The organism is Streptomonospora alba (assembly GCF_000826685.1).
Classification (GTDB): Bacteria; Actinomycetota; Actinomycetes; order Streptosporangiales; family Streptosporangiaceae; genus Streptomonospora; species Streptomonospora alba.
The window spans coordinates 18,467-45,386 of the sequence record NZ_JROO01000055.1 but is presented as its reverse complement, the minus strand read 5'-3'; the positions used below and the strand labels follow the sequence as shown (position 1 = coordinate 45,386).

Sequence of the window (26,920 nt, the reverse complement as noted above, 5' to 3'; positions counted from 1 at the left end):
CCCGCGAAGCCGCGCGACCGTGTTGGAATGTGTTGGGATCATAGCGACATATCGCACATTGATGTCAAGATCCGACACCGCACCGACCGGCCGGTCGGCCGGTCGGCCCGTCCGCCCATCCCGTCGCAGGTACCGCCTGCGCGGGGGATAAGGGGCGTGTCAGAGCCGGGATCCCGTGCCCCTCGTGCCAGGCTTGACACGCCTGCACTCGTGCACGAGGGTCGCTCCGAATGTGGGTTGATGTTCGATTTCGTGAGAAATTGACGCCGCATCCGAACCACAACCGCACAGGAACCCGGGTACGGACGCGGGCGCCCGCCGGCACCGGATTCGGCGCGCTATGCCGCACGCGCCGCCCGCGGCCGCCGGCGGGTTCCCGGGCGCCGCGGCCGATAGCACGCGGTGCCTTTGCCCGCCCGCGATCGCGGGTAGCCGCGCCCGAATCCGTCGGCCTCGCCGGTCCCCGGCCCGCAGGAGTGCCGACCGGGGACCGGCAGGCCCGCAGCCCACCCCCGAACGGGAGGACCAACGTGTTCAGAGAGGACCGGCCGAAGTGATCGCCCTAGCACAAGAGCCACTGAGGCTGGACGCCAACGCCGTCGACTACACCCTGCTCGCCCTGTACTTCGTGTTCGTGCTGGGTATCGGCATCCTCGCCCGCCGCTCCGTCTCGACCAGCCTCGACTTCTTCCTGTCCGGGCGGTCGCTGCCGGCGTGGGTGACCGGCTTGGCGTTCATCGCGGCCAACCTCGGCGCCATCGAGATCATCGGCATGTCGGCCAACGGCGCCCGCTACGGCATGGCGACCATGCACTACTTCTGGGTCGGCGCCATCCCGGCGATGCTGTTCCTGGGCCTGGTGATGATGCCGTTCTACTACGGCTCCAAGGTCCGCAGCGTCCCGGAGTTCATGAACCGCCGTTTCGGCAAGGCCGCGCACCTGGTCAACGGCATCAGCTTCGCGCTCGCCCAGATCCTGATCGCCGGCATCAACCTGTTCCTGCTGGCCACCATCGTCAACGCGCTGCTGGGCTGGCCGCTGTGGGTGTCGCTGATGCTCGCCGCCGCGATCGTCCTCAGCTATACCGCGCTGGGCGGGCTCTCCGCGGCCATCTACAACGAGGTGCTGCAGTTCTTCGTCATCGTGGCCGCGCTGACACCGCTCACCCTGGCCGGGCTGAACCGCGTCGGCGGCTGGTCGGGACTGGTCGAAGAGGTCACCGCGAGCCCGCAGGGGCCCGGACAGCTCTCAGCCTGGCCCGGCAACGAGCTGACCGGCTTCACCAACGACATCCTGAGCGTCTTCGGCATCGTGCTGGGTCTGGGCTTCGTACTGGCTTTCGGCTACTGGACCACCAACTTCGTCGAGGTCCAGCGCGCCATGGCCTCCAAGAGCATGTCGGCGGCCATGCGCACGCCCATCATCGGCGCGTTCCCCAAGCTGCTCATCCCCTTCATCGTCGTCATCCCCGGCATGATCGCGGGCGTGGCCGCCTCCGAGATGGTGGCGCTCAAGGCCGGTGAGGACACCAACGTCACCTACAACGACGCCATCCTGCTGCTCATGCGCGACCTGCTGCCCAACGGGCTGCTCGGTATCGCGCTGGCGGGGCTCCTCGCGTCGTTCATGGCGGGCATGGCCGCCAACCTCAGCTCGTTCAACACGGTCTTCACCTACGACATCTGGCAGACCTACATCGTCCGGAACCGGCCCGACTCCTACTACCTGAAGATGGGGCCGTGGGTCACCGTGGGCGCGACCGTGGGCGCCGTGGGCACCGCCTACATCGCCTCGGGCTACTCCAACCTGATGGACTACCTGCAGCAGCTGTTCTCGTTCTTCAACGCGCCGCTGTTCGCGACGTTCATCCTGGGCATGTACTGGAAGAGGATGACGCCGCACGCCGGCTGGAGCGGCCTGGTCACCGGTACCGCGGCGGCGATCGCGGTGTTCGTCCTCGGCGAGACGGGGGTGATCGGCCTTTCGGCTCAGGGCACAAGCTTCGTCGGCGCCGGCGCCGCCTTCGTCGTCGACATCGTGGTCAGCGTCGTGGTCAGCCTGTTCACCCGGCCCAAGCCCGAATCCGAGCTTGTGGGCCTGGTGCACTCGCTCACACCGCGCGAGTCGCGCCGCCCCTCGCACACCGGCGAGGACGCCGGGTGGTACCGCCGTCCGACCGTGCTGGCGGCCATCGTCGTGGTGATCGTCATCGCCCTGAACGTCATCTTCGGTTGAGCCCTGCAGGGCGGACGCCGATAAACGCTGCCAAGGAGGCAATCCGATGAGTGCCAACGGCTCCGGAGGCGAGCGGCGCAAGACCGCCAAAGCCTTCGACGTGCGGTCGGTCATCGCGCTGCTGTTCGTCATCTACGGCGTGGTCCTGATCGCCATGGGCCTCCTCCTTCCCCCGGAGGAGGGCCACCGCGACGGCGCGAACCTCAACCTGTGGGCGGGATTGGGCATGTTCGTCTTCAGCGTCCTGATGGGGGGATGGGTACTGCTCAAACCCCTGAAGGTCCCCGAGCAGGTCGACGAGCACACCGACGCGGGCCCGCAGAGCTGACCCTCGCCTCTCGACGCCCGGCCCCGCCGCCGCCCGGCGGCCGCACCCGGATGCGGCCGCCGGGCGGCCGTTTCAGCGGACGCCGACGACGGCGGCGGTCTGCGCACCCGCCTCAAGCGCTGCCCGCAGGACCCGCCCACCGGCGCTTTCACCGCCGCTTCCAGCACGGCGCGGCCTGTGTTTGCCGTCACTCCGGAGGGGTAGCGGCCGGTCGCCCTACGAGCACAGCGGTCCGTCCGCGTGCCCGTCGGCCCGACCAGTGCATCAGGCGGAGGAGAGGCGATGGGCGTTCGCACGCTGATCGAGTCATGGCCGGTCTACAGGCAGCTCACCGGAAACGACCGGTCCGGCCGCGGGGCTGCGGCCAAGTCCGCGGGCAGCCGCGACCTGCGGGCGCGTACGGCCGAGGCGGACCGCGTGGTGAAGTCGGTCTGCCCCTACTGCGCGGTGGGATGCGGCCAGAACGTCTACGTCCGCGACGAGAAGGTCGTCCAGATCGAGGGCGACCCCGACTCCCCCGTCAGCCGGGGGCGGCTGTGCCCCAAGGGCTCGGCCACCCTCCAGCTCACCACGGGGTCCTCGCGTGAGCACCGGGTGCTGTACCGGCCTCCGCACGGCTCCGACTGGCAGGAGATCGGACTGTGGGAGGCGATGCACATGGTCGCCGACCGGGTGCTGCAGTCCCGCGAAGAAGGCTGGCAGGACGAGGAGAACGGGATACCGACCTCCCGCACCATGGGGATCGCCCACCTCGGCGGCGCCGTCCTGGACAACGAGGAGAACTACCTCATCAAGAAGCTGCTGACCGCGCTGGGCGTGGTGCAGATCGACAACCAGGCGCGCGTGTGCCACAGCTCCACTGTGGCGGGGCTGGGCACCTCGTTCGGCCGCGGCGGCGCCACCACGTTCATGCAGGACCAGCAGAACGCCGACTGCATCGTCATCGAGGGCTCCAACTACGCCGAGGCCCACCCCGTCGGATTCCAGTGGGTGATGGAGGCCAAGGCCCGCGGCGCCGTGGTCATCCACGTCGACCCGCACTTCAGCCGCACCAGCGCACTGGCCGACATGCACGTGCCCATCCGCGCCGGCACCGACATCGCCTTCCTCGGCGGGATCATCAACCGGGTCCTCAACGAGGAGAAGTACTTCCGCGAGTACCTGCTCGACTTCACCAACGCGGCCACGATCGTCAACGAGGACTTCCGCGACACCGAGGACCTGGACGGGCTGTTCGCGGGGTTCGACCCCGAGTCGCGCAACTACGACGCGCGCAGCTGGATGTACGAGGGCGCCAACGTCGCGCCGGCCTCGGGCAAACGCGACCAGCTCTACGAGGATCGCGTCGCCAAGGAGCGCGCCTCGGGCCGCCCCGAACAGCAGGGGTCGGGCGGCGCACCGGTGGGCGGTACCCCCGAGACCGACCCCACCCTGGAGCATCCGCGGTGCGTGCTCCAGATCCTCAAGCGCCACTACTCCCGGTATACGCCGGAGATGGTCGAACAGATCTGCGGGATCCCCCCGGACGTCTTCAACCGCGTGGCCGACCACCTGATCGAGAACTCCGGACGCGACCGCACCTCGGTGTTCTGCTACGCCGTGGGCTGGACCCAGCACACCGTGGGCGCCCAGTACATCCGCACCGCCTCGATCCTGCAGCTGCTGCTGGGCAACATCGGCCGACCCGGCGGCGGTATCCAGGCGCTGCGCGGCCACGCCAGCATCCAGGGCTCCAGCGACGTGCCCACCCTGTTCAACCTGCTGCCGGGCTACATCCCGATGCCCCACGCCCACGAAGAGGAGACCCTGCAGGACTTCATCGTCGGCGACGCCGCGGTCAAGGGCTTCTGGTCGAAGATGGACACCTACATCGTCAGCCTGCTCAAAGCCTGGTGGGGCGAGCACGCGACGGAGGAGAACGACTTCGCCTTCGACTACCTGCCCCGCATCAGCGGTTCGCACAGCACCTACGACACCGTCATGGAGCAGATGCGCGGTGTGTGCAAGGGCTACTTCCTGATGGGCGAGAACCCCGCCGTGGGCTCGGCCAACACCCGCGCGCAGCGGCTGGGCATGGCCAACCTGGACTGGCTCGTGGTGCGCGACTTCTCGCAGATCGAGAGCGCTACCTGGTGGAAGGACGGCCCGGAGATCGAATCGGGCGAGCTGCGCACCGAGGACATCGGCACCGAGGTGTTCTTCTTCCCCGCGGCCGCCCACACCGAGAAGTCGGGCACCTTCACCAACACCAACCGGATGCTGCAATGGCACCACCGGGCGGTGATGCCCGAGGGCGACGCCCGCAGCGACCTGTGGTTCATGTACCACCTGGGCCGCATCCTCAAGGAGAAGCTGGCCGACTCCACCGACCCGCGCGACCGGCCCCTCCAGCATCTGACGTGGGATTACCCCCTGGAGGAGGGGGACGAGCCCGACGCGGCCGCGGTGCTGGCCGAGATCAACGGGTACGGCCCCGAAGGCGAGCACCTGCACGATTACACTCAGCTGCGCGCCGACGGATCGACCAGCTGCGGCTGCTGGATCTACTGCGGCGTCTACGCCGACGGCGTCAACCAGGCCGCCCGCCGCAAGCCGCACACCGAGCAGGACTGGATCGCCGCGGAATGGGCGTGGGCGTGGCCCAGGAACCGGCGGGTGCTCTACAACCGGGCCTCGGCCGACGCCGACGGCGCGCCCTGGAGCGACCGCAAGGCGCTGGTCTGGTGGGACGAGGAGCAGGAGCGGTGGGTCGGGCACGACAACCCCGACTTCGAGGCCGAGAAGCGCCCCGACTACGTACCGCCCGAGGACGCTACGGGGGTGGATGCGCTCGCCGGCACCGACGCGTTCATCATGCAGGGCGACGGCAAGGGGTGGCTGTACGCCCCCTCCGGGCTCGCCGACGGGCCCATGCCCACCCACTACGAGCCGCAGGACTCGCCGTTCGAGAACCTGCTCTACGGCCAGGGCCGCAACCCGGTCCGCCTGGTCTACCCGCACCCGGCGAACCGCTACCACCCCGACCCGGGTTCGCCGCAGGCCGGGATCTACCCCTACGTGGCGACCACCTACCGGCTCACCGAGCACTTCACCGCCGGCGGGATGACCCGGTGGACGCCCTACCTCGCCGAGCTGCAGCCGGAGTTCTTCTGCGAGGTCTCGCCGGAGCTGGCGCGCGAGCGCGGCCTGACCCACGGCGACTGGGCCACGATCGTCTCGGCACGCAACGCGATCGAGGCGCGGGTGCTGGTCACCGACCGCATGGTGCCGCTGCGGGTGCACGACCGCATCGTGCACCAGATCGGAATGCCCTACCACTGGGGGCCCAACGGCTACGCGAAAGGCGACGCGTTCAACGAGCTGTCCTCGATCTCGCTGGATCCCAACGTGCACATCCAGGAGGTCAAGGCGCTGACCGTCGACATCCGGCCGGGACGGCGCCCGCGCGGACCCGATCGCCGTGAGCTGGTCCTGGACTACCAGCGCCGCGCCGGAGTGGACGACCGGACCGGAACGGAGGTATGAGGCATGGCCCTGGACGAGCAGTCCGGTGTGCGCACCGGCGTACCCGAGAGCGCCGCGGATCCGCAGGACGACCGCCCGCGCATGGGGTTCTTCACCGACACGAGCGTGTGCATCGGGTGCAAGGCCTGCGAGGTCGCCTGCAAGGAATGGAACCTGGTGCCCGAGGACGGGCTGGACTTCACCGCGATGTCCTTCGACAACACCAGCGGGCTCGGAGCCGACACCTGGCGCCACGTCGCCTTCATCGAGCAGCGCGCTCCCCTGGGCGCCCAGGAGACCAATCTGGGCCGCCCCGAGGGCGCGCCCGACTCCGTGGACCTGGGCATGCCCTCATTCGACCTGCCCGGCGCCTACACCGGTGAGGACGAGCGCGGCGAGTTCCGCTGGCTGATGTCCTCCGACGTGTGCAAGCACTGCACCCACGCCGCCTGCCTGGACGTGTGCCCGACGGGGTCGCTGTTCCGCACCGAGTACGGCACCGTCGTGGTGCAGGAGGACATCTGCAACGGCTGCGGCTACTGCGTGCCGGCCTGCCCCTACGGGGTGATCGACCAGCGCAAGGACGACGGCCGCGTGTGGAAGTGCACGCTGTGCTACGACCGGCTGGGCGAGGGCATGGAGCCGGCGTGCGCCAAGGCCTGCCCGACCGACTCGATCCAGTACGGCGACCTGGACGAACTGCGCGAGCGCGCCGACGAGCGGCTGCGCAACCTGCACGAGCACGGCATCGGCTCCGCGCAGCTCTACGGCCGCGACCCCGACGACGGCGTCGGCGGCGACGGCGCGTTCTTCCTGCTGCTGGAGGATCCGGAGGTCTACGGCCTGCCGCCCGACCCTGTGGTGACCACACGCGACCTGCCGTCGATGTGGCGCCACGCCGGCGTCGCCGCGGCGACGCTGCTGGCCGGAATCACCGCGACGTTCCTGGGGAGGCGGCGTTGAGCACTTCGGACGTGACCAAGGAGGGCATCCGCGGCGCCCGGCCCGGCCGCGAGGCGATGACCGGCGCGGTCTCGGACGGGCACCGGTCCCGGGAGAGCCCCGATCGTGGCCGCGGCGGCGGCTCGGAGTTCCGGTCCTACTACGACCAGCCGGTGCTCAACCAGATCACCTGGAAACCGCAGGACATCGGCGGTTACCTGTTCCTGGGCGGCCTGGCCGGCGCCTCGTCGGTGCTGGCGGCCGGCGCCGACCTGACCGGGCGACCGGACCTGGCGCGGCCGCTGCGCTACACCGCGCTGGGGGCCGTCTCGGGGTCGCTGGCGGCGCTGATCCACGACCTGGGGCGTCCGGAGCGGTTCCTGAACATGCTGCGGGTGATCAAGTGGACCTCCCCGATGAGCGTGGGCACCTGGATCCTGGTGTGCTACGGCCCGCTCGCCGGCGCGGCGGCGGTCTCCCAGGCCACCGGCATCCTGCCGGGCGCGGGCCGCCTGGCGGGGCTGGGCGCGGGCGCGATCGGCCCGGCCGTGGCCGCCTACACCGCCCCGCTGATCTGCAACACCGCAGTGCCCGCATGGCACGAGGGATACCGGGAGATGCCGTTCGTGTTCGTGGGCTCCGGCGCCGCCGCGGCCGGAGGCATGGGCATGATCACGGCGCCGGTGGGCCAGGCGGGTCCCGCTCGGCGCGCGGGCGTGGTGGGATCGGCGCTGGAGAACGCGGCGGTGGCGACGATGGAACGGCGCATGGGCATGATCGCCGAGCCCTACAAGCAGGGGCGCGGCGGGGCGCTGATGCGTGCGGCCAAGGTGCTGACGATCGGCGGCGCGGTGGGGGCGCTGGTGGGCGGTCGCAGCCGCACGGTGTCGGCGATCGCGGGTGCGGCACTGGTGGCGGGCTCGGCGTGTACCCGGTTCGGCGTCTTCAAGGCGGGCCAGGACTCGGCGGCCGACCCCAAGTACACGGTCGTCCCGCAGCGGCAGCGCATCCGCGACCGCGAACGGGCCGCCGCGCAGGAAGGCGGCGACGGCGGCGAGCAGGGCGCGCAGGACCCGGCCGGGGACTGACCGCCGCGTCCCGGCCCGCCCCGTGCGCGCGTCAGGCGCGCACGGGGCGGCGCCCGGCGCGCTGCGAAGCGATCTCCCGCACGAGCCGCTGCGGACCGATGAGTTTCCGTCGGTGTCCGGGTCTACTCTCCGACTACAGCGACAACCGGTTTGGAGCGGTGACATGCGGATCGTACTGACTGACTTCATGAGCCTGGACGGCGTCGTGCAGGCCCCCGGCGGCGCCGAGGAGGACACCGACGGCGGCTTCGCCCACGGCGGCTGGTCGGGGCCCTACTTCGACACGGAGGCGATGAGCGCCTTCATCGACGGCGGCATGGAGAACGCCGAGGCCCTGCTGTTCGGCCGCCGCACATGGCGGGTCATGGCCGACGCCTGGCCCGCGCGCGCGGGCGACGACCCCTTCGCCGACCGCATGAACGCGCTGCCCAAGCACGTCGCCTCCCGGACGCTGGCTCCCGCGGACATGGAGTGGAACTCCACCCTGCTGCCCGCCGACGACGTCTTCGGCGCCGTCGACCGGTTGCGCAAGGAGGGCGAGGGCGACATCCACGTCTGGGGCAGCTCCGACTTCGCACGCCAGCTGGTCGCCCACGACCTCGTCGACGAGTACCGGATGATGATCGAACCCGTCCTGCTCGGCGGCGGCAAGCGCATCTTCCCGGAGGACGGCCGGGCGCGCCCGCTGCGGCTGGTGTCCACCCGGACCGCGTCCACCGGGGTGCTCCTGTGCGTCTACCGGCCCGACAGCGCCGGATAGCCGGCTGCCGCCCCGATGCGCGGCGGCGCGCACGCGAACGCGCTGCCGCAGGGGGGCGCTCACCCCGCCAGGGCACCGCTGCCCAGCCAGTCCAGCACCGGCCCGGCGGCCACGCCCAGCAGCAGTGACAGCGTGGCCGCGGCCACGGCCACGGCGGTGCTCCACCCCCCGGCCGAATCCGCACCGGCGCTCTGTGCATGCGGATCCGCCGCGCGGAACAGCGGCAGGATCCAGCGCAGGTAGTAGAACAGGCTGGCCACGGTCATCGTCGCGGCCAGCACCACCAGCCACACCATTCCCGCGTCGAACGCGGCGGTGAACACGGTCAGCTTGCCGACGAACACCGCGGTCGGCGGTGTCCCGACCAGGCCGAGCAGGCATACCACCAGGCTGAGGGCGAGCCAGGGGCGGCGGCCGAACAGTCCTCCCCACTGGTCGAGGCGCTCGGCCCGGGGCAGCGCGCACACCGCGGCGAACGCGCCGATGTTGGTAACGGTGTAGGCGAGCAGGTAGTACAGCAGACCCGGCAGCGCCTCTTCCGCACGCCCGTAGGCCGCCACCGCCATCAGCAGGAACCCCACCTGGCCGATGGTGGAGTAGGCCAGCAGCCGGCGGACACGGTGCTGGGCGAAGGCGGCGAGGTTGCCCAGCACCATGGTGGCGGCCGCGGCCGCCGCCACCAGCAGCGACCAGTCGCCGACGGCCTCCAGCGGCAGCGCGGCGCCGAGCCGGTAGGCCGCCACCAGCGCGCCGATCTTGGGCACGGTGGTGATGAACGCGGCGACGGGCGCCGGTGCGCCCTCGGCGGCGTCGGGCACCCAGAAGTGGGCGGGCACCGCCCCCGCCTTGAACAGCAGCGCCGCCAGCACCGCGACGGCCCCGGCCGCGGCGGCCGCACGCGGCGCCCCGGGCAGTCCGGCGGCCAGCGGGAGGTAGTCGGTGGCGCCGCCCGCGCCGAGCAGCACCGTCGTCCCGCCCAGCAGCACCACGCCGAACAGGGCGCCCATCAGGAAGTACTTCAGGCCCGCCTCGGTACCGGGCGCGTCTTTGGCGAAGGCGACCATGGCATAGAGCGGAATACTCGCCAGCAGATAGCCCATGACCAGCACGAGCAGCCCGTTCGCGCCGGCCAGGACCAGGGAGCCCACCGCCGCGAGCAGCATCAGGACGTAGGCCTCGCTTTCACGGCGGGCACCGGCGAGGCTGTCGGATCCGGCCAGCACCACAAGCCCCGTGCCCACCAGCACGGCGACGCGCGCGGCGTGCAGTCCGGTGTCGACGGCCCAGGATCCCGATGAGGCGGTGTGGGGCGGGCCCGCTGCCGCGAAGGCGGTGGCGGCCAGCCCGGCGGCGACGGCGGTCAGCGCGAGGGCGCGCACCGCCCACTGGCGGCGGCGGGGCAGCCAGCTGCCCAGCAGCAGCCCGGCGACCGCGGCGGCGGCCAGCGCCGCCTCGGGCAGGAGCGCGATCAGCGTCGTGGTCGTCATGGCGCCCCGCCTACCGCAGCACCAGGGCGGCGACCGCTTCGGCCGCCGGCGCCAGGACGTCGAGCAGGGTCCGCGGCAGCAGCCCGATCACCACCGACAGGGCCAGCAGCGGAACGATCGCCGCGCTCTCCTGCGGCCGCAGGTCGCCGAATCCGGTTCCCGGCGGCAGCACGCGGGGCCCCAGGAGCAGCCGCTGCAGTGCGCGCAGCAGCAGCGCGGCGGTGATGAGGATCCCGGGCAGCGCCAGGGCGGTGGGCACCGGCGCCAGGCCCAGGCCACCGGTGAAGACCTGGAACTCGGCGATGAAGCCCGAAAGCCCGGGAAGCCCCAGCGAGCCGAAGACCGCCACGGCCAGCACGGCGGCGAATCGGGGCGCGGGCCCGGCGAGGCCGCTGTAGGCGCCCATGTCGTAGCCCCCGCCACGCGTGTACAGCACCCCGGCGAGCAGGAACAGCGCGCCGGTGAGTAGACCGTGGCTGACCAGCTGCACCGCCGCGCCGGTGATGGCCAGCTCGGCAGCGGCGGGAGCGGTACCCGCCGCGGCCGTGCCCGCCGCTCCCAGGCCCAGCACCACATAGCCCATGTGGTTGACCGAGGTGTAGGCGACCATGCGTTTGAAGTCGTTCTGGGCCAGCGCCACCAGGGCGCCGTAGAGGACCGAGACCGCGCCGATCAGCGCGATGGCCGGCGCCCAGGCCCGCCAGGCCTCGGGCAGGATCGGCAGCGCGATGCGGATGAAGCCGTAGGCGCCCATCTTCAGCAGCACCCCGGCCAGGATCGCGGAGCCGACGGCGGGCGCGTCGGTGTGCGCGGGCGGCAGCCAGGTGTGGAAGGGCACGATCGGCGTTTTCACCGCCAGCCCCAGGCCCACGGCCAGCAGCACCGCGCCGCCCGCCGCGGCGCGCCCGCCCAGCGGGTTCTGGGCGGCCAGGTCGACCATGTCGAAGGTGTGCGGGTCGGCGGCCAGGTAGAGGCCGATGAACCCGACCAGAAGCGCCAGCGAGCCCACGAAGGTGTAGAGGAAGAAGCGCAGCGCCGAACGGGCTGGGTCGCCGTGCCCCCATCCGGCGATGACGAAGTACATCAGCGCGATGGACAGGTCGAAGAAGACGAAGAACAGCAGCAGGTCCAGCGCGACGAACAGCCCGGTGGAGACCGTCTGCAGCGCGAGGAACACCGCCGCGTAGCCGCGCGGGCGCTCCGGCCTGTCGCGCAGCGAGTAGACCGCGCAGGCCAGGAACAGCACCGCGGTCATCGCTACGAGCGGCAGGGAGAGGCCGTCGACGCCGATGTGGTAGCCGGACCCGAGGCTGGGGATCCACTCCAGGTCGGTCTCATACGCCGTCGGCCCGGCAAGCCGCGTGCCGGCGGTCCCCTTGCCGCCCGAGTCGACGTAGCCGCTCCACAGCACGCCCACCAGCACCAGGTCGACTGCCGCTGCGGCGGTCCACGTCGTGAGCACGGCCCGGGCGGAGAGCCGCGGCGCCGCCAGCAGCACGCCGGCGGCCAGCAGGGGAAGGAAGACGACGACGGATAACACGGATCACCTCAGCAGCCTCATCACGATCACGGTCGGCGGCACCCTCCGGCGCCGCCCGGTGCGGAGGGGCGCGGCTGCCGCCGGGACGGGTGGTCTCGCGGTCGGGGCCATGGCTCACATCACCGCGCCGGCGAGGACGAAGACCAGTGCGGCGACCAGGAGGGCGGTCACGGCCTGGGCGTAGTACTGGTGGGCTTGGCCGGTCTGCGGGCGGCGCGCGTAATCCCCGAGTCCCCGGGCGCCGGTGGCCACCGCCGCGACCACCGCCTCCACCGCGGGCTCGACACGCCTGCCCACGACGCCGGCGAGGCGGGGGACGCCGGACGCCGCGCCCGTCACGGCGCGGTCCACAACGCGGTCGTCGAAGGCCGCCAGGCCGCGGGCCGCAGCGAGCACCGGTGCGACCACCAGGGCGCCTGCGGCGGGTTCCAGCCCCAGCCAGGCACGCAGTGGGCGCACGCCCCGCCGTTCGGCGGCCTCCGCGGGTACACCCCGGCGGATGCCGATCAGCATCACCGCGGCGAGGACGACCACCGCGATCAGCGCGGACACCGCCGCCTCGCCGAGTCCGGGCGCGGGCGCCCCCGGGCGGCCCAGCAGGAGGCTCCACGCGTGCCCGACGGCGGGCAGCGCCAGCGCACCCGTTACCACGGCGGCGGTGGCGAGCGCGATCAGGGGCAGCCGTTCGGCGAAGGCATGGCGTGCGTCTCCCGGCCCCGCACCGCCGGCGGTGCGCACCGACGCGGCGGGGGCCGGGCTGGACCACACCGCCGCCAGCGCCACTCCCGCGTAGCCCGCCGCCAGCGCCGAGGCCGCCAGGCCCGCGGCGTGCAGGCCGGGGGGCTCGGCCGCGGCCAGGACGAGGTCCTTGGCCGCCCACAGCGACAACGGCGGCATCCCGCCCAGCGCGAGTGCGCCCGCCGTGAAGCACGTTCCCGCCAGCGGGTGTCCGCGCGCGGCGCCGCGCAGCTCCGCCAAGTGCTTCGTGCCCAGTCGGGCCAGCCAGAGGCCGGCGACGAGGAACAGCAGGCTCTTGGCGGCCGCGTGCGCAGCGAACTGGGCCGCGCCGCCGGCCACGCCGCCGACGCCGGCGGCCAGGACGACGAACCCGAGCTGGGCGCTGGTCGAGGCGGCGAGCAGCTGCTTGAGGTCGTGCTGGACGCAGGCGACGGCGCCCATCACCAGGGCTGTCGAGGCGCCGATCCAGGCGGCAGCGGGACCGGCCCACCCGGTCGCGGCCAGCGCCGGCTCGACGCGCAGCAGCAGGTACCCGCCGGCGGCCACCATCGTCGCCGAATGCAGCAGCGCCGAGACCGGGCTGGGCCCGTCCATGGCGCGCGACAGCCAGAAGGAGAACGGCAGCTGGGCGGCCTTGCCCAGGGCCGCGGCCAGCAGCCCGCCGGCGACCACGTGGTCCCACGGCCCGCTCACCCCCGCCAGCTCGCCCAGGTCCAATCCGCGGGCGCCGCCCGCCAGAGCGGCACCCGCGGCCGCGTACATCCCCAGGTCGGCGGTGCGCGTGGTCAGGAAGGAGACGGCGGCCGAGGATCCGGTGCGCGGATGGCGCCAGTGGAAGGCGATCAGCCCGTAGGAGGTCGCGCCCATGACCTCCCAGGCCATCAGCAGGGTGAACAGGTCGGTGGCCGTGACGGTCGCCAGCATGGCCGCGGCGAAGAGCAGCAGCAGCCCGTAGTAGCGGGAGCGGCCGCCGGCTCCTTCGCGCTCGCCGGCGGAGAACACGACCACGGCCGCGAAGACGGCGACCAGGGTGCACACGCCGATCGCCGCCAGGCCGTCCACGGCCAGCCCGAACGGGATGCCGGGAAGCGCGGGCGCCGTCACCGCCGGGCGATGGACCGCCGCGACCGCGGCGGGTACGGCCAGGGCCACGGCGACGGCCGTGGCGGCGGGCGCTGCGGCGCGCTCGGCTCGCCGCCCGCCGAGCAGCAGGGCCGCACCGGCCAGCGCGGGCAGGCCGACCAGCACCCACAGCACCGCGTCCACCGGATCCGTCGCGCCCATCGGCTCAGCCCCGCAGATCGCCGGCGGAGTCGGTCACGTCCACGTCGCGGGCGCGGAAGATCGCGATCGTCACCGCGAACCCCATGGCCATCTCCACCGCCATGGCCAGCATCGCCGCAAGCACCAGCAGCTGCCCGTCGGCCGAGTGGGGCGACGTGTGGAACCAGACGGCCGCGGCGGCGACCATCACCGCGTTGAGCATCAGCTCCAGACCCATCATGACCATGACGACGGACTGCTGGCTCAGCGCGCCGTACAGGCCCACGGCCAGCAGCGCGGCGGCCAGCAGCAGGAACGCCTCCAGCATCACCGGCCCACACCCCCGCGGATCGGGTCGTCGGGGCGGCCGCGCAGATCGTCGCCGTAGCGGTCGTAGCGGCCGCGGCCGGTGGCCAGGACCACCCCCGAGACCATGGTCGCGAACAGCACCAGGCCGGCGACCATCATCACCAGCATGTCGTCGCCCATGATCGCCTCGCCGAGCTGCAGCGTGGGGTCGGCGGGCGGCGGTGCGGACTCGCGCGGCCACGGCACCAGCAGGGCTCCGGCGGCCAGGACGCAGAAGACGGCGATCGATATGGCCAGCGCGCCCTTGGTGTTGTGCACCATGGTCATCGGCATCAGACCGGCGGGGTTCATCATGAACATGATCATGAAGACGGCCATGACCACCATCTCCATGGTCATCATCAGCACGATCAGCACGCCCAGGTAGGCGAGGTCGAGCAGCAGCACCGGCACGGCGGTGAAGACGAACGACGCCAGCAGCGCGAACGTGGCCCGGGCCATGGAATCCACCCGGAACACGGCCGCGCCCGCGGCGACGGCCGCCACCGCGCAGACGACGAAGACGGTCCACTCGGCCATGAGCGATCACATCCAACCCGCGACGACGAAGACGGACACCGCAAGCGCCTGCAGCAGTACCAGCGGAAGCAGCACCACCCAGCCCACCTCGGCGAACCGGTCCATGCGCACCGCCGGCACCCGGCCGCCGGCCCACACCAGCAGCGCGAGCACGGCGGCGGCCTTGAGCAGCGACCACGCCCAGCCCGGCAGCAGCGGACCGGCGCCGCCGCCGAGGAACAGCGGCACGGCCATCGCCGCGGCGGCGGCGAGCATCGCGTGGCGGCCCGCCAGCAGGACCAGCCGGTCCGGGCCGGAGGGCTCGGCGGCCGCCCCGCCGGAGAGGTCGCGGCCCACCGGCTGGTCGAACGGCGGCCAGAAGGACATGGCCAGCGCCGAGACCAGGTAGACGACGAAGGCGGCGGGCATCACGAGCACGAACCACACGTCCTGCTGAGCGGCGGCGATGTCGCCGACACGCAGCGAGCCGGCCCCCACCGCGGCGGTGGTCAGGGCGAACATGTGCGGCAGCTCGTGCGAGAGCCCCTGGATCAGGTACCGGTAGCCGCCGACCAGTCCCCAGACCGAGTTCGCACCCCAGCCGGCCAGCCACATCCCGCCCCACAGCAGGACCTCCATGGCGTTGAACCACACGACGCCGATGGACAGGTCGGCGATGGCCCGTCCGCCGACGGGAACGACCAGCACGGCCATGACCGCTGCCACGGGCACGCTCGCGATACCGACGCGCCACAGCAGCGTGTCCGCGCCCGGCACCGTGCGCCGACGGCGCAGCAGCAGCCCGGCCGCCTCGCGCGCCGGCGCGGCCAGTGCCGCGGCGGCGGGCGCACCCGAGGCGCGGGCCGTCCGGGCCGCGGAGCCTGCCGCCGCGGCGTAGGCGTAGGCGGCCAGCAGTGCGGGGGCGAGGACCAGGCCCCACCAGTGCACGGCGTCGTCGGCGTCAATCATGGGCGGCTTCGGGCAGGTATACGGCGAGCGACTCCAGGTCGGGATCGAGGGAGGCGACGACGAGCCGCACGGCCGCCAGCTCCTGGCCGGCCACCATGTCCGGCAGGAGAGCCACGGCGGCCCGGGCGTACTCGGCGCGCTCCCGGCCCAGCGGCGGGAAGGGCGGCGCGGAGGAGAGCCCGCCGGCGGGCGGGCCGCTCCGCTCTCGCGAGATGGGCGGCGCGAGGAAGGTGTCGGAGGTGTCGGGCATGAGCACCGCGGCGATGTCGTCGATCCACCGCCCGACGCGCGCCGCCGCGTCTCCGTGCAAGCGTGCGGGGACGGGCCAGGATTCGGTCGGTCCAGCGAGTCGGTCGCCGCCGGGAATGGGGCCGAGGCCGCGCAGCGACCACCGCAGCAGCTTCGACCGGCGCACCCGCCGAAGCCAGCGGGTGAACCGCGTCCTCCCGGTCGCCTGCCCCTCCGGAACCAGCAGCGTGTCGCGCAGCAGGAGCCCTGTCGCCGCGGCGTCGGGCCACCCGGCGACGGCGAGGAACCGCTGGAGCGAGTCGGCCGAAGCGGCGGCACGGAACCGCAGCGCCCCGGGGTCGAGGGTCTCCCGGGCGATGTCGTCCCAGAACACGGAGACGTCCTCGACGGAGGGCGTCTGGACGGCGACTTCGGCTTCCTGCACCACGTCGCCCTGGACCGTCAATCCGAGCACCAGACCTGCGGGCCAGTCGGCCTGTACGGGCCCGATGGCGATGTGCAGCCGGTCGAGCCGCAGCCCGTCCCGGTCGTCCCCACGATCGGCCATCACCAGGCCGCCGGGAAGCTCCATGCCGTGGTGGTCGTGGTGGTCGTGGCCTTCGTGGTCCTCCTGGCCGCCGCCTTCTTCTTCACGATCGTGGTCCTGACCGTGCCCATGAGCGTTCCCGTGACCGCCGTGCTCACCCCGCCCGGGGGCCCGCTCGTGCTCCTCCGCGTCGTCCCGGCCGTGGCCCTGCCGGTCCTCGTGAGCGTGGTGGCTCTGACCGTCGTGATGGCGGGATCGGGCCTGCCGGTCCCGGTGCTCTCGGTGGTCGTGCCGGTCCTGCCGATCCTGCCCGGGGTCCTCGGCCTCGTCCGCGGTCTGGGCGCCGTCGTCGGTCCCGGGCTCTGCCGATTCCTGGTCTTCGACGCGGTCCGCATCGGTCCGGCGCGCCGCCGCACGGCGCTGCGCGGGCAGATCCAGCAGCGCGATCCGCGCCTCGTCGATCCGGGCGCCGGCCTCCTCCGCCGAACGGACCCGGACCCGTGCGCGCGGTTCGCCCATCTGGTCCCAGACGCGCTCCGCCGCCTCGTCGACCCCCGATCCAGCGGGACCGCACTCCACCAGCGTGTCCGCCTCGCTCGGGCTCAGCGCGCGGCGCAGGCCGCGTTCCCGCACGACGCGCTCCACGGCCAAGCGGCACTCGGTGCCGCCCACCGCTGTCACGAGCAGCGGCCGCTGGGCCGACACGTGCGCCAGCCACCGGGCGATACCGCTCACGCCTGTCGTCCGGTCCGCCGCGGCGTCTGCCCTCATGTCCATCTGAAGGCCCCTTCCCGCCACGCGTAGACGACGGCGGCCACCAGGACGGCGAGGAAGCCGAACATCTCGCCGACGGCGTGCATCCCCTTCTCGGCGACGACGAGCACCCACGGGTACATGAAGACCATCTCCATGTCGAAGGCGATGAACAGCAGCGTCACGGCGTACCACCGCACGTGGAACCGCGAGACGGCGTGCTCGGAGACAGGGCTGCCTCCCATGTACGGTTCGCGCACCAGCGGTTCACCGACGCTGAGGAGCGCGGCGGCGCCGTAGAGTCCGAGTACCCCGGCGGATGCGACCGCGAACAGCGCGAGAGCGGGCCAGAAGGAGTCCACGGACACGCACCTCCTGTCCGCCTACGACGTGCACACCGGCGAACGCGCGAAGCCGGCGAGCGGCTCCTGCGCGCCTGCGGCGCCGAGCACTGCTGTGCTCCTCATACCCAGAACGCCTCTATCCGCGCCCGTCCCGTTTAGTCCTCGGGTGGTGCCCCTCACCCCGCTCCTCTCCGCCGCCACGGCGGTCCGCCGTCCGCACGCGGAGGTCAGGGGGCCGGTAGGGGCGGCAGGGAGGGTGGGATCTCACTCGCCGGTGCTGCGAACCTCGGCCACGTACCCGGCGAGGGCGGGGCGGCGGCGGACAGCCAGGGTGGTGGGCGGATGGTCCCGTCCCCCGACCGTCGCCGCCCCGTCGGCAACCCCGCCGTCCGCGCACGCCGACCGACCGACGCCACCCGTACAGCGCCCCTGCTCTCCGCCTCCCTCGCTCCAACCCGCTCACTCCACGTCGCGGTACTCCTCGATACGTCGGGCGACGCTCATCTCCACGGCGGCGGTGAGCAGGTAGGCGACGGAGGCGAAGAAGCCCCCGACGAGCCATGCGGCGGTACTCGGGAGGACGAGGCCGACGAGGGCCGCGGCGCCGACTGCGAGGCCGATGGAGAACAGGTTGAGGGAGCTGCCGAGGGCGATGACCTTCGTTCCCTCGCTGTCGTTCATCGGTCTGGTGAACACGCGCGTGGCCAGCATCTCGATAGCCGCGAAGCTGAGCACCGCGCCGAGCAGGAAGAGGAACACCTGGCCCACACTCGGGCTGCCGTTGAGAGCGCTCACCGCCGCGAGCGCTCCGGTGATCATCACCGAGTACCCGTATGCCCCGGCGTTGTTGCGCAGCGCCAAGCGCAGTTCGCTCAGATATAACCTGCCGGTGTCTTCCGAACCTCCCGTTCGCGGCACGGCGCTTCACCCTTTCTCGCGTTCCCCGTCCGTTTTTCCCGTCTGCCCGGTCAGGTTAGGAGAGGGAACCCGCAGGCTCGAATCCCGGCGGCGGTGTCGCCGGCTCGTGGCCGGGCCGCCGCGCCCTCCACTCCGCCCCTCCGCACGCTTTCGGCCCGCTTGTGCCCGCACTCCTTCTCCCCGCACGCCTGCTGCCCGCACGCCCTGTGCACGGCGACCCCTTTCAGAGCCGTACATCTACCCTGCCGCCCCATGGGTAGCGGGCGGCCATGCGAGCACTGGTTACAGGCTGGTTCGGTTTTCTGCACGGCGAGGCGACCGCCGGTGACGTGGGCGCGGCGGCCGCCGTCAGCGCGGCGTTGGACGAGGCCGGTGTCCCGCACGACATCGGCCGCAGTCCCAACACCCTCATCGACGGTCCGGTTCTCGACGACCTCTCCCCCGGCGACTACGACCACCTGGTCTTCGTCTGCGGGCCGGCGCACGGGCAACAGGTGCGCGACCTGCATGCGCGCTTCGCCCACTGCCACCGGACCGCGGTGGGCGTCTCGGTGGTCGACCCGGGCGACGAGGCGGTACGCGGCTTCCACTCCGTGTTCCCGCGCGACGGCGCGACCTCGTCACCCCGCCCCGACCTGGCGGCCGCGGCGCCCTGCGGACCGGATATGCCCGTGGTCGGGGTGATCCGGGCGCCGGATCAGCCCGAGTACGGCGACCGGCGCGAGCACGCCGATGTGCACGCCGAACTCGCGCTCTGGCTCACGGCCAAGAACTGCGCCCGCGTCCCGCTGGACACCCGGCTGGACGTCTCCGAATGGGGGCACTGCGCCACCTACCGGCAATTCGACGCGCTCGTGCGCCGCGTGGACCTGGTGGTCACCACACGCCTGCACGGACTGGTGCTGGCGCTGCGCAACGGGGTTCCGGCGGTTGCCGTCGACCCGGTGGCAGGCGGCGCCAAGGTCGGCGCGCAGGCGCGGGCACTGGGCTGGCCGGCTGCGGCCGTGCGCGACCGCAGCCACGAGCCCTCCGTATTCCGCGATCGGTTGGACGCGCTGTGGGACTGGTGCCTGTCCCCCGCCGCCCGCACCCGCGCCGGGTGGGCCGCGGCCACCGCACGCGAGCGCTCGCCGCTGATCGACGACCTCCTCGCCTCGCCGGTCGGCGCGGACGCGCCCGCGGGTGCCCAGGGGCGGCCGAGCACGGTACCGACGGCTCGGGCATAGCCGACCGGGCGCCGGGTAGCGGGCGCGGCGTCGGCCCCGCGACGGCTGCGGCCTGCGGGCACAGTCGTCTCGCGGGGTCCGGCGGTCCGCGGCCGCCACACGCGGTCGGCGGCTGTCCGACGAATCGGGACGGACGGAGGGGCGATGCCTGAGGGATCCAGAGTCGTGGTCATCACCGGCGCGAGCGGGGGCGTCGGGCGCGCGACGGCCCGGGAGTTCGCGTCGCGCGGCGACCGGGTCGCGCTGCTGGCCCGCGGCGAGGAAGGGCTCGCCGGCGCCGCCGAGGATGTCCGCCAGGCGGGCGGCACCCCGCTGGAGATCCCCGTCGACGTGGCCGACTTCGACGGGGTCGACGGCGCGGCCGAACGCGTCGAGGAGGAGTTCGGCGCGATCGACGTCTGGATCAACAACGCCTTCACCGGGGTCTTCGCACCCGTCAGCCGGATCGGCCCGGACGAGTTCCGGCGGGTGACCGAGGTGACCTACCTCGGCTACGTCCACGGCACCAAGGCCGCTCTGGCGCGCATGCTGCCCCGCGACCGAGGCACGATCGTGCAAGTCGGGTCGGCGCTGGCCTACCGCGGCATCCCGCTCCAGTCGGCCTACTGCGCGGCCAAGCACGCGATCCAGGGCTTCCACGAGTCCCTGCGCTGCGAACTGCTGCACGACGGTTCGGGTGTGGCCACCACGATGGTGCAGCTGCCCGCCCTGAACACGCCGCAGTTCGAATGGGTGCTCTCCCGCCTGCCCCGCCACGCCCAGCCGGTGCCGCCGATCTACCAGCCGGAGGTCGCCGCTCGCGCCGTCGCCCGCGCCGCCGACCGGCCGCGGCCGCGCGAGTACTGGGTGGGCGGTTCCGCCATGCAGACGATCCTGGGCAACCGGCTGGTGCCGGGACTGCTCGACCGCATGCTCGCCCGCTCCGGGTACTCCTCCCAGCAGATCGACGAGCCGCGTCCGGGAGAGCCGGCCAACCTGTGGGAGCCCGCCGACAGGTCCGGCGGCCGCGACTACGGTGCCCACGGCTCGTTCGACGAGCGCGGACGGGCGGTCAGCCTCCAGCAGTGGGCCGCCCGTCGCAGCGGCCGCCTCGGCGCGGCCGCGCTCGGCGGCTCGGCCGCGGCCGGGGTCCTGGCCTGGCGCCTGGTGCGCAGGACGCGGCGCTTACCCCGCTGAGGAGCGCCGCCGCGGTCCCGGTTGACGCGGGCCGCGGCCAGGCCGCACGCGGACTCCGAGACCGGCTCCCCGCGCAGCACACCGCGGACGCCGGCCCCTATCACGTGCACCCACCCCCTGAGCAGGGAATAAAGCGAAGAGAGACCCATCCCCCTCCCGGAAGGAGACCACCGGGTGTCCCTCCATATCGAGGACTACGCGCTGATCGGCGACACCGGGACCGCGGCGCTCGTAGGCAACGACGGCCGCATCGACTGGCTGTGCCTGCCCCGGTTCGACTCCGCCGCGTGCTTCGCCGAGCTGGTCGGCGACGGCGACAACGGGTACTGGAGCATGGCTCCGGCCGTACCGCACCGGCTGCGCGGACGGCGCTACCGCCACGACACTCTGGTGCTGGAGACCGACTTCGAATGCGACGACGGCGTCGTGCGCGTGATCGACTGCATGCCGCTCCGCAACGAGCACCCCGATGTCGTCCGCCGGGTGCAAGGGCTCCAAGGCCGGGTACGCGTCCGCTCCGAGGCGGTGGTGCGTACCGACTACGGCTCCATCGTGCCCTGGACCCGCAGGTACGGCAACCGGTTGCATTTCGTCGCCGGCCCCGACACCCTCTACCTCGACTCCGACGTGGAGTTCGATCTCGGCGACCACAGGCTCCCCTGCACCGAGTTCACCGTCGGCGAGGGGGAGACCGTCGACTTCCGGCTGGCATGGGTGGCCCCCAACGCGGAGCCGCCGGAGGACGCAGACATCAGCGCCGAGATCGAGCGCACCGAAGAGTGGTGGCGCGGGTGGGCACACCACTGCGACTACGACGGCGAGTACCGCGACGAAGTGGTGCGCTCCCTGATAACGCTCAAGGCGCTGACCTACTACCCGAGCGGGGGCACCGTCGCCGCCGCCACCACCTCCCTGCCCGAGCAGCTGGGCGGGGTGCGCAACTGGGATTACCGCTACTGCTGGATCCGCGACGCCACCCTGACGCTGCTTGCGCTCTTGAACTCCGGCTACGAGGAGGAGGCCGGATCGTGGCGGGAGTGGCTGCTGCGCGCGGTGGCCGGCGAACCCGCGCAGATGCTCATCATGTACGGCATCGAGGGCGAGCGGCGGCTGCCCGAGATGGAACTGGACTGGCTCTCGGGCTACGAGGGCTCCACTCCGGTGCGCGTGGGCAACCACGCTGCGCGGCACTGCCAGCTCGACGTCTACGGAGAGCTGATGGACGCGCTGCATCACGCCCGCAGCCGCGGCATCCCGCCGCACGCGCCCGCCTGGGATGTACAGCGCGCCCTCATGGAGTACCTGGAGGACCACTGGCGCGATCCCGACAACGGGATCTGGGAGGTGCGGGGCCCGCCGCGGCAGTTCACCCACTCCAATGTGATGGCGTGGACGGCGGCCGATCGCGCGGTCAAAGCGGTGGAGGACTTCGGCCTTGAGGGCCCCTCCGACCGGTGGCGGCGAATGCGCCAGGAGATCTTCGACGACGTCTGCGAGAACGCGTTCGACCCCGAGCGGGGGACGTTCACCCAGTCCTACGGTTCCTCGACGCTGGACGCGGCGCTGCTGCAGTTGAGCACCGTGGGGTTCCTGCCCGCCGACGACGAGCGGATGAAGGGCACCGTCGAGGCGATCCAGAACGAACTCGTCGAGGACGGGCTGGTGCAGCGCTACTCGACGGACGAGGACAGCCCCGACGTCGATGCCCTGCCGCCGGGCGAGGGCGCGTTTCTGGCGTGCAACTTCTGGCTCGCCGACAACCTGATCATGCAGGGCCGCGTCGACGAGGGACGCAAGCTGTTCGAGCGGCTGCTGGGGCTGTGCAACGACGTCGGCCTGCTGTCGGAGGAGTTCGACACGAGGGCCGGGCGGATGGTCGGCAACTTCCCGCAGGCGCTCTCCCACATCGCGCTGGTCAACACCGCCCTGCTGCTGGAGAGGGGGCACGGTCCCATCGAAGAGCGTGCCCAGACCGGGCAGAGGCGCCGGGGCGACTGAACCGCCGCCCGGGGCCTCTGCGGCCGCTCGGCCACGCCTTCGGGCCTATCCGGGCGGCGACGGGCAACCGGGCACCGGTACCGCATCTCCGTCGCCGTATCCGCACGGTGTCCGGCAGCGTGGCGGGGCCCCTGTCCACGAGCCCGCACACCGTGGCGGGCCCCAGAAGGGAGACGACCGCGTGCCGCTGAACATCGAGGACTACGCGCTGATCGGCGACACCCAGACCGCGGCGCTGATCGGCTCCGACGGCTGCATCGACTGGCTGTGCCTGCCGCGGTTCGACTCCGGGGCGTGCCTCACCGGTCTGCTGGGCGAGCCCTCCAACGGCTACTGGAGCATGGCGCCCGCCGAGGAGCACCGGCTGCTCGGCCGGCGCTACCGGCCCGAGACCCTGGTGCTGGAGACCGACTTCGGCTGCGACGGCGGGACCGTGCGTGTCACCGATTGCATGCCGGTCCGCGACGAGCACCCCGACCTGGTGCGCCGTGTCGAAGGGCTCAGCGGACGGGTGCGGATGCGCACGGAGGCGGTGGTGCGGCCGAACTACGGCGACATCGTTCCCTGGACCCGCAAGTACGACCGCCGCCTGCACTTCGTCGCCGGCCCCGACGCCCTCTACCTCGACTCCGACATCGAGTTCGACGTCGGCGAGCGCAGGCTCCCCTCCGCCGAATTCAGCGTCGGCGAGGGCGAACACGTCGACTTCCGCCTGGCCTGGGTCTCGCCGCACGGTCCGCCGCCCGAGCGCATCGACGTGGCCGCGGCCATCGAACGCACCGCGACCTGGTGGCAGCGATGGGCGCAGCGATGTGCGTACGACGGCCCCTACCGCGACCAGGTCGTTCGCTCGCTGATCACACTCAAGGCGCTCACCTACTCCCCCAGCGGCGGCACCGTCGCAGCGCCCACCACCTCGCTGCCCGAGAAGCCGGGCGGAGGGCTCAACTGGGATTACCGCTACTGCTGGATCCGCGACGCCACCTTCACGCTGCTGGCGCTGCTCAACTCCGGCTACGAGGAGGAGGCCGCCGCCTGGCGGGAGTGGCTGCTGCGCGCGGTGGCCGGCGAACCGGCCCAGATGCGGATCATGTACGGCATCGAGGGCGAGCGGCACCTGCCCGAGGTGGAGCTGGACTGGCTCTCGGGCTACGCCGGATCGCGTCCGGTGCGCACGGGCAACCAGGCGTCGCGGCACTGGCAGCTGGACGTCTACGGCGAGCTGATGGACGCGCTCCACCAGGCACGCAACCACGGCATCCCGCCGGAGGAGTCGGTGTGGGAGCTGCAGTGTGCGCTGATGGGATTCCTGGAGAAGCACTGGCGCGATCCCGACAACGGGATCTGGGAGGTGCGCGGACGGCGGCGGCAGTTCACCCACTCCAAGGTCATGGCGTGGACGGCCGCGGACCGCGCCGTCAAGGCGGTCGAGGAGTTCGGTCTTTCGGGACCGGTGGAGCGGTGGCGGCGTCTGCGCGAGGAGATCTTCGACGACGTCTGCGAGAACGGCTTCGACCCCGCGCGGGGGGCGTTCACTCAGACCTACGATTCGCCGGCGATGGACGCGTCCTTGCTGCAGTTGCCCACGCTGGGGTTCCTGCCGGCCGACGACGAGCGGATGACGGGCACGGTCACGGCGATCCGCGAGGAACTCGCGCGTGACGGATTCCTGCAGCGCTACACCACGGGCGCGGGCGGCGCCGATCTCGACGGCCTGGCCCCGGGCGAGGGCGCGTTCCTGCCGTGTTCGTTCTGGCTGGCCGACAACCTGGTGATGCAGGGCCGCGTGGAGGAGGGCAGGGAACTCTTCGAGCGGCTGCTGGGCCTGTGCAACGACGTCGGCCTGCTGTCCGAGGAGTTCGACACGAGGGCCGGGCGGCTCATCGGCAACTTCCCGCAGGCGCTCTCCCACATCGCGCTGATCAACACCGCCATACACCTGCAGGGCACGCACGGCCCCGTGGAACAGCGCGCACGGGCCGGGCGGGAGGACGGCGGCACCGGCTGAGCCCACCGGCACCCCGTCGGCGGCCGTTCGACTATGCCTTCGGGCATATCCCGGCGGCGACGAACAACCGATGTGCCGCCGCCCGTGTCTCCGTAGCGTCGCCGTATCCGATGACGACGAAGGCGGAGGCGCGAAGGTGCTGACAGTACGCCACCTGACGAAACGCTACGGCGAGACCGTCGCCGTGGACGATCTCGGTTTCGAGGTCCCGCCCGGCCGGGTGACCGGCTTCCTCGGCCCCAACGGGGCGGGCAAGTCGACCACGATGCGGGTGCTGCTGGGGCTGGACCGGCCCACGTCGGGCGCGGCGCTGGTCGGCGGCCGCCCCTACACCGAGATCCCCGAGCCGACGCGGGAGGTCGGCGCCCTGCTGGACGCCTCGGCGGTGCATCCCGGCCGCAGCGCCCGCGCGCACCTGCTGGCGCTCGCGCGCGGCAGCGGTGTGGCGCCCACGCGCGTGGCCGAGGTTCTGCAGGAGGTGGGGCTGGCGGATGTCGCACGCAAGCGCATCGGCGGCTTCTCACTGGGCATGCGCCAGCGGTTGGGCATCGCCGCCGCGCTCCTGGGCGACCCCGCGGTTCTGGTATTCGACGAACCGGTCAACGGGTTGGACATGGACGGGGTGCTGTGGATCCGCCGCCTCGTGCGCGACCTCGCCGACGAGGGCCGCACCGTCTTCGTCTCCAGCCACCTGATGAGCGAGATGCAACTGGTCGCCGACCACCTGGTGGTCGTCGGCGGCGGGCGGCTGCTGGTCGACGAACCGATGGCGGACGTGATCGCGGCGTGGTCGCGCTCGCCGGTGACGGTGCGCACCCCCGACGCCGCCCTGCTCGCCGAACACCTGAGCACGGTGCCCGCCGGTGCGGAGGGCCGGGTGCGGGTGGAGGACGCCGGGGGCGGCGAGCTGGTGGTGCACGGACTCGCCCCCGAGGAGGTGGGCGACACGGCGCACGCCGCCGGTGCCCGGGTGCACACCCTGTTCCGCGCCGAGACGTCGCTGGAGCAGGCCTACCTCGAACTCACCGAGACCGCTACGGAGTTCAGCGGCGGCGCGAGCACCCGCCCGACCGGCGCGGCGCCGACAGCAGCGAAGGAGCGCACATGACCGCCACCGCCCGGTCCTTCACCCGTAGTGTCGCGGAGGGGCCGATCGCCCCCGCGGCGGCTCCATCGGCGTCCCGGGTGCTGGTCCGCGCCCTGGCCATGGAGTGGACCAAGCTGGCCTCGCTGCGTGCCACCTGGTGGTGCCTGGGCCTGGGACTGGTCGCGATGTCCGCCTTCGCGCTGCTGATGGGGGTTTCCACGGCCGACCGGTTCGCGGAGGACCCCGTCGCCGCAAGCGGGTTCTCCTACGCGCAACTGACCTCCCAGGGCGTGTTCTACCTGGTGCAGTTCGTCGTACTGACGCTTTCGGCGATGGCGGCCACCAACGAGTACTCCACCCGCGCCGTCATCACGACGCTGCAGACCGTGCCCCGGCGCGGTCTGGTTCTGGCGGCGCGCACCTGCGTCACCGCGGGTCTGGCCTTCGCCGCGGGCGCGGTGACGACGGCGCTGGGCATCGGGCTGCTGTGGAGTGTCGTCGGTTCCCACGCCCGGCTCGACCCCGGCTACGCCCTGACCACGGTGCTGGGCGCCGGCGGGTGCATGGCGGTACTGGCGGTGCTGTTCACGGGCCTGGGCACCGCGATGCGCGGCACCGCCGCCACCATCGGCGTCGGTTTCCTGCTGCTGATCGGGATCCCTCTGGTGCTGCAGCTCAGCGAGGTACAGGCGCTGAACGACGCCGCCGCTTACCTGCCCGGCACGGCGGCCATCGAGGTCTACGCCGCCGGGGACGTCGGCTTCTACACCGCGCCGCACGACGGCCCCGTCAACCTGGCCACCGTGCTCGGCTGGGCCGCGGCCGCCCAGATCGTCGCCTACACCGAACTGCGCGTCCGCGACGCCTGATCGGCTGCCCGGCGCGACCGCGCGCCGCCGCGGCCCGGGAGACC

The 26,920-nt window shown here is 72.5% G+C and carries 21 protein-coding genes; 12 read left to right on the top strand and 9 right to left on the bottom strand.

The features are described from left to right. The first annotated feature begins 553 nt into the window (after nt 1-553). From LP52_RS24000 to LP52_RS23975, 6 genes are all read left to right on the top strand, one after another. Nucleotides 554-2,236, top strand: coding sequence for a sodium:solute symporter family protein (locus tag LP52_RS24000; protein ID WP_040276671.1), 1,683 nt, complete (start codon nt 554-556; stop codon nt 2,234-2,236). 46 nt (nt 2,237-2,282) lie between these two features. Beyond that, complete coding sequence (locus LP52_RS23995) at nt 2,283-2,564, top strand: hypothetical protein (protein ID WP_040276670.1); 282 nt, start codon at nt 2,283-2,285, stop codon at nt 2,562-2,564. Nucleotides 2,565-2,846: 282 nt separating this feature from the next. Further along, nucleotides 2,847-6,089, top strand: a complete 3,243-nt coding sequence (gene fdh, locus LP52_RS23990) for a formate dehydrogenase (RefSeq protein WP_040276669.1) — start codon at nt 2,847-2,849, stop codon at nt 6,087-6,089. Between the two features lie 81 nt (nt 6,090-6,170). Continuing rightward, entirely contained in the window at nt 6,171-7,031 is an 861-nt protein-coding gene (locus LP52_RS23985) for a 4Fe-4S dicluster domain-containing protein (protein WP_040276682.1), read from the top strand. Beyond that, on the top strand, nt 7,028-8,098 hold the full coding sequence (gene nrfD / locus LP52_RS23980; protein WP_040276668.1) for an NrfD/PsrC family molybdoenzyme membrane anchor subunit: 1,071 nt from the start codon (nt 7,028-7,030) through the stop codon (nt 8,096-8,098). Before LP52_RS23985 ends, nrfD begins: the two co-directional genes overlap by 4 nt. Before the next feature lie 163 nt (nt 8,099-8,261). Beyond that, nucleotides 8,262-8,858 (top strand): dihydrofolate reductase family protein, encoded by a 597-nt coding sequence (locus LP52_RS23975; RefSeq protein WP_040276667.1) that lies wholly within the window; start codon nt 8,262-8,264, stop codon nt 8,856-8,858. A gap of 59 nt (nt 8,859-8,917) precedes the next feature. Here LP52_RS23975 and LP52_RS23970 read toward each other — a convergent pair whose 3' ends face one another. From LP52_RS23970 to LP52_RS23930, 9 genes are all read right to left on the bottom strand, one after another. Further along, nucleotides 8,918-10,345: an NADH-quinone oxidoreductase subunit N gene (locus LP52_RS23970; protein ID WP_040276666.1), complete on the bottom strand. Its 1,428-nt coding sequence runs from the start codon at nt 10,343-10,345 to the stop codon at nt 8,918-8,920. A gap of 10 nt (nt 10,346-10,355) precedes the next feature. After that, a complete protein-coding gene (locus LP52_RS23965; RefSeq protein WP_040276665.1) occupies nt 10,356-11,885 on the bottom strand; it encodes a complex I subunit 4 family protein in 1,530 nt (509 codons plus the stop codon). Between the two features lie 114 nt (nt 11,886-11,999). Then, nucleotides 12,000-13,907 (bottom strand): proton-conducting transporter transmembrane domain-containing protein, encoded by a 1,908-nt coding sequence (locus tag LP52_RS23960; RefSeq protein ID WP_193790037.1) that lies wholly within the window; start codon nt 13,905-13,907, stop codon nt 12,000-12,002. 4 nt (nt 13,908-13,911) lie between these two features. Then, entirely contained in the window at nt 13,912-14,214 is a 303-nt protein-coding gene (gene nuoK, locus LP52_RS23955) for an NADH-quinone oxidoreductase subunit NuoK (protein ID WP_238581075.1), read from the bottom strand. After that, nucleotides 14,214-14,774, bottom strand: coding sequence for an NADH-quinone oxidoreductase subunit J (locus LP52_RS23950; protein ID WP_040276663.1), 561 nt, complete (start codon nt 14,772-14,774; stop codon nt 14,214-14,216). Before LP52_RS23950 ends, nuoK begins: the two co-directional genes overlap by 1 nt. 6 nt (nt 14,775-14,780) lie before the next feature. Beyond that, entirely contained in the window at nt 14,781-15,722 is a 942-nt protein-coding gene (locus LP52_RS23945; RefSeq protein WP_040276662.1) for an NADH-quinone oxidoreductase subunit H, read from the bottom strand. Continuing rightward, nucleotides 15,715-17,274 carry a hypothetical protein gene (locus LP52_RS25955; protein WP_157036459.1) on the bottom strand — a complete coding sequence of 520 codons (1,560 nt, stop codon included), beginning with the start codon at nt 17,272-17,274 and terminating at the stop codon, nt 15,715-15,717. Before LP52_RS25955 ends, LP52_RS23945 begins: the two co-directional genes overlap by 8 nt. After that, nucleotides 17,265-17,618, bottom strand: a complete 354-nt coding sequence (locus tag LP52_RS23935) for an NADH-quinone oxidoreductase subunit A (protein ID WP_238581074.1) — start codon at nt 17,616-17,618, stop codon at nt 17,265-17,267. The genes LP52_RS25955 and LP52_RS23935 overlap by 10 nt, the downstream gene beginning before the upstream one ends. Before the next feature lie 435 nt (nt 17,619-18,053). Further along, nucleotides 18,054-18,512, bottom strand: a complete 459-nt coding sequence (locus LP52_RS23930; RefSeq protein ID WP_052810215.1) for a hypothetical protein — start codon at nt 18,510-18,512, stop codon at nt 18,054-18,056. 269 nt (nt 18,513-18,781) lie between these two features. Between LP52_RS23930 and LP52_RS23925 the strand changes: the two genes are divergently transcribed. The 6 genes from LP52_RS23925 (at nt 18,782) to LP52_RS23900 (ending at nt 26,876) form a co-directional block, all read left to right on the top strand. Beyond that, nucleotides 18,782-19,738, top strand: a complete 957-nt coding sequence (locus LP52_RS23925) for a polysaccharide pyruvyl transferase family protein (protein WP_052810214.1) — start codon at nt 18,782-18,784, stop codon at nt 19,736-19,738. A gap of 144 nt (nt 19,739-19,882) precedes the next feature. Continuing rightward, nucleotides 19,883-20,914, top strand: coding sequence for an SDR family oxidoreductase (locus LP52_RS23920; protein ID WP_040276661.1), 1,032 nt, complete (start codon nt 19,883-19,885; stop codon nt 20,912-20,914). A 174-nt stretch (nt 20,915-21,088) separates the two neighbouring features. Beyond that, complete coding sequence (locus LP52_RS23915) at nt 21,089-22,912, top strand: glycoside hydrolase family 15 protein (RefSeq protein WP_040276660.1); 1,824 nt, start codon at nt 21,089-21,091, stop codon at nt 22,910-22,912. Nucleotides 22,913-23,093: 181 nt separating this feature from the next. Further along, nucleotides 23,094-24,920 (top strand): glycoside hydrolase family 15 protein, encoded by a 1,827-nt coding sequence (locus tag LP52_RS23910; RefSeq protein WP_040276659.1) that lies wholly within the window; start codon nt 23,094-23,096, stop codon nt 24,918-24,920. Nucleotides 24,921-25,056: 136 nt separating this feature from the next. Then, entirely contained in the window at nt 25,057-26,028 is a 972-nt protein-coding gene (locus tag LP52_RS23905; protein ID WP_040276658.1) for an ABC transporter ATP-binding protein, read from the top strand. Then, nucleotides 26,025-26,876: an ABC transporter permease gene (locus LP52_RS23900; RefSeq protein ID WP_238581073.1), complete on the top strand. Its 852-nt coding sequence runs from the start codon at nt 26,025-26,027 to the stop codon at nt 26,874-26,876. Before LP52_RS23905 ends, LP52_RS23900 begins: the two co-directional genes overlap by 4 nt. The last annotated feature ends 44 nt before the right edge of the window (nt 26,877-26,920 follow it).

What these genes read in the sequence shown, in the direction of transcription:
- LP52_RS23995 (WP_040276670.1), top strand. Translation starts at nt 2,283, where the DNA reads ATGAGTGCCAACGGCTCCGGAGGCGAGCGGCGCAAGACCGCCAAAGCC.
- LP52_RS23900 (WP_238581073.1), top strand. Translation starts at nt 26,025, where the DNA reads ATGACCGCCACCGCCCGGTCCTTCACCCGTAGTGTCGCGGAGGGGCCG.
- LP52_RS23960 (WP_193790037.1), bottom strand. Translation starts at nt 13,907, where the DNA reads ATGGGCGCGACGGATCCGGTGGACGCGGTGCTGTGGGTGCTGGTCGGC.
- LP52_RS23975 (WP_040276667.1), top strand. Translation starts at nt 8,262, where the DNA reads ATGCGGATCGTACTGACTGACTTCATGAGCCTGGACGGCGTCGTGCAG.
- LP52_RS23970 (WP_040276666.1), bottom strand. Translation starts at nt 10,345, where the DNA reads ATGACGACCACGACGCTGATCGCGCTCCTGCCCGAGGCGGCGCTGGCC.
- nuoK (WP_238581075.1), bottom strand. Translation starts at nt 14,214, where the DNA reads ATGCTGGAGGCGTTCCTGCTGCTGGCCGCCGCGCTGCTGGCCGTGGGC.
- LP52_RS23925 (WP_052810214.1), top strand. Translation starts at nt 18,782, where the DNA reads ATGCGAGCACTGGTTACAGGCTGGTTCGGTTTTCTGCACGGCGAGGCG.
- LP52_RS23985 (WP_040276682.1), top strand. Translation starts at nt 6,171, where the DNA reads ATGGGGTTCTTCACCGACACGAGCGTGTGCATCGGGTGCAAGGCCTGC.
- LP52_RS23920 (WP_040276661.1), top strand. Translation starts at nt 19,883, where the DNA reads ATGCCTGAGGGATCCAGAGTCGTGGTCATCACCGGCGCGAGCGGGGGC.
- LP52_RS23950 (WP_040276663.1), bottom strand. Translation starts at nt 14,774, where the DNA reads ATGGCCGAGTGGACCGTCTTCGTCGTCTGCGCGGTGGCGGCCGTCGCC.
- LP52_RS23945 (WP_040276662.1), bottom strand. Translation starts at nt 15,722, where the DNA reads ATGATTGACGCCGACGACGCCGTGCACTGGTGGGGCCTGGTCCTCGCC.
- fdh (WP_040276669.1), top strand. Translation starts at nt 2,847, where the DNA reads ATGGGCGTTCGCACGCTGATCGAGTCATGGCCGGTCTACAGGCAGCTC.
- LP52_RS25955 (WP_157036459.1), bottom strand. Translation starts at nt 17,274, where the DNA reads ATGGACATGAGGGCAGACGCCGCGGCGGACCGGACGACAGGCGTGAGC.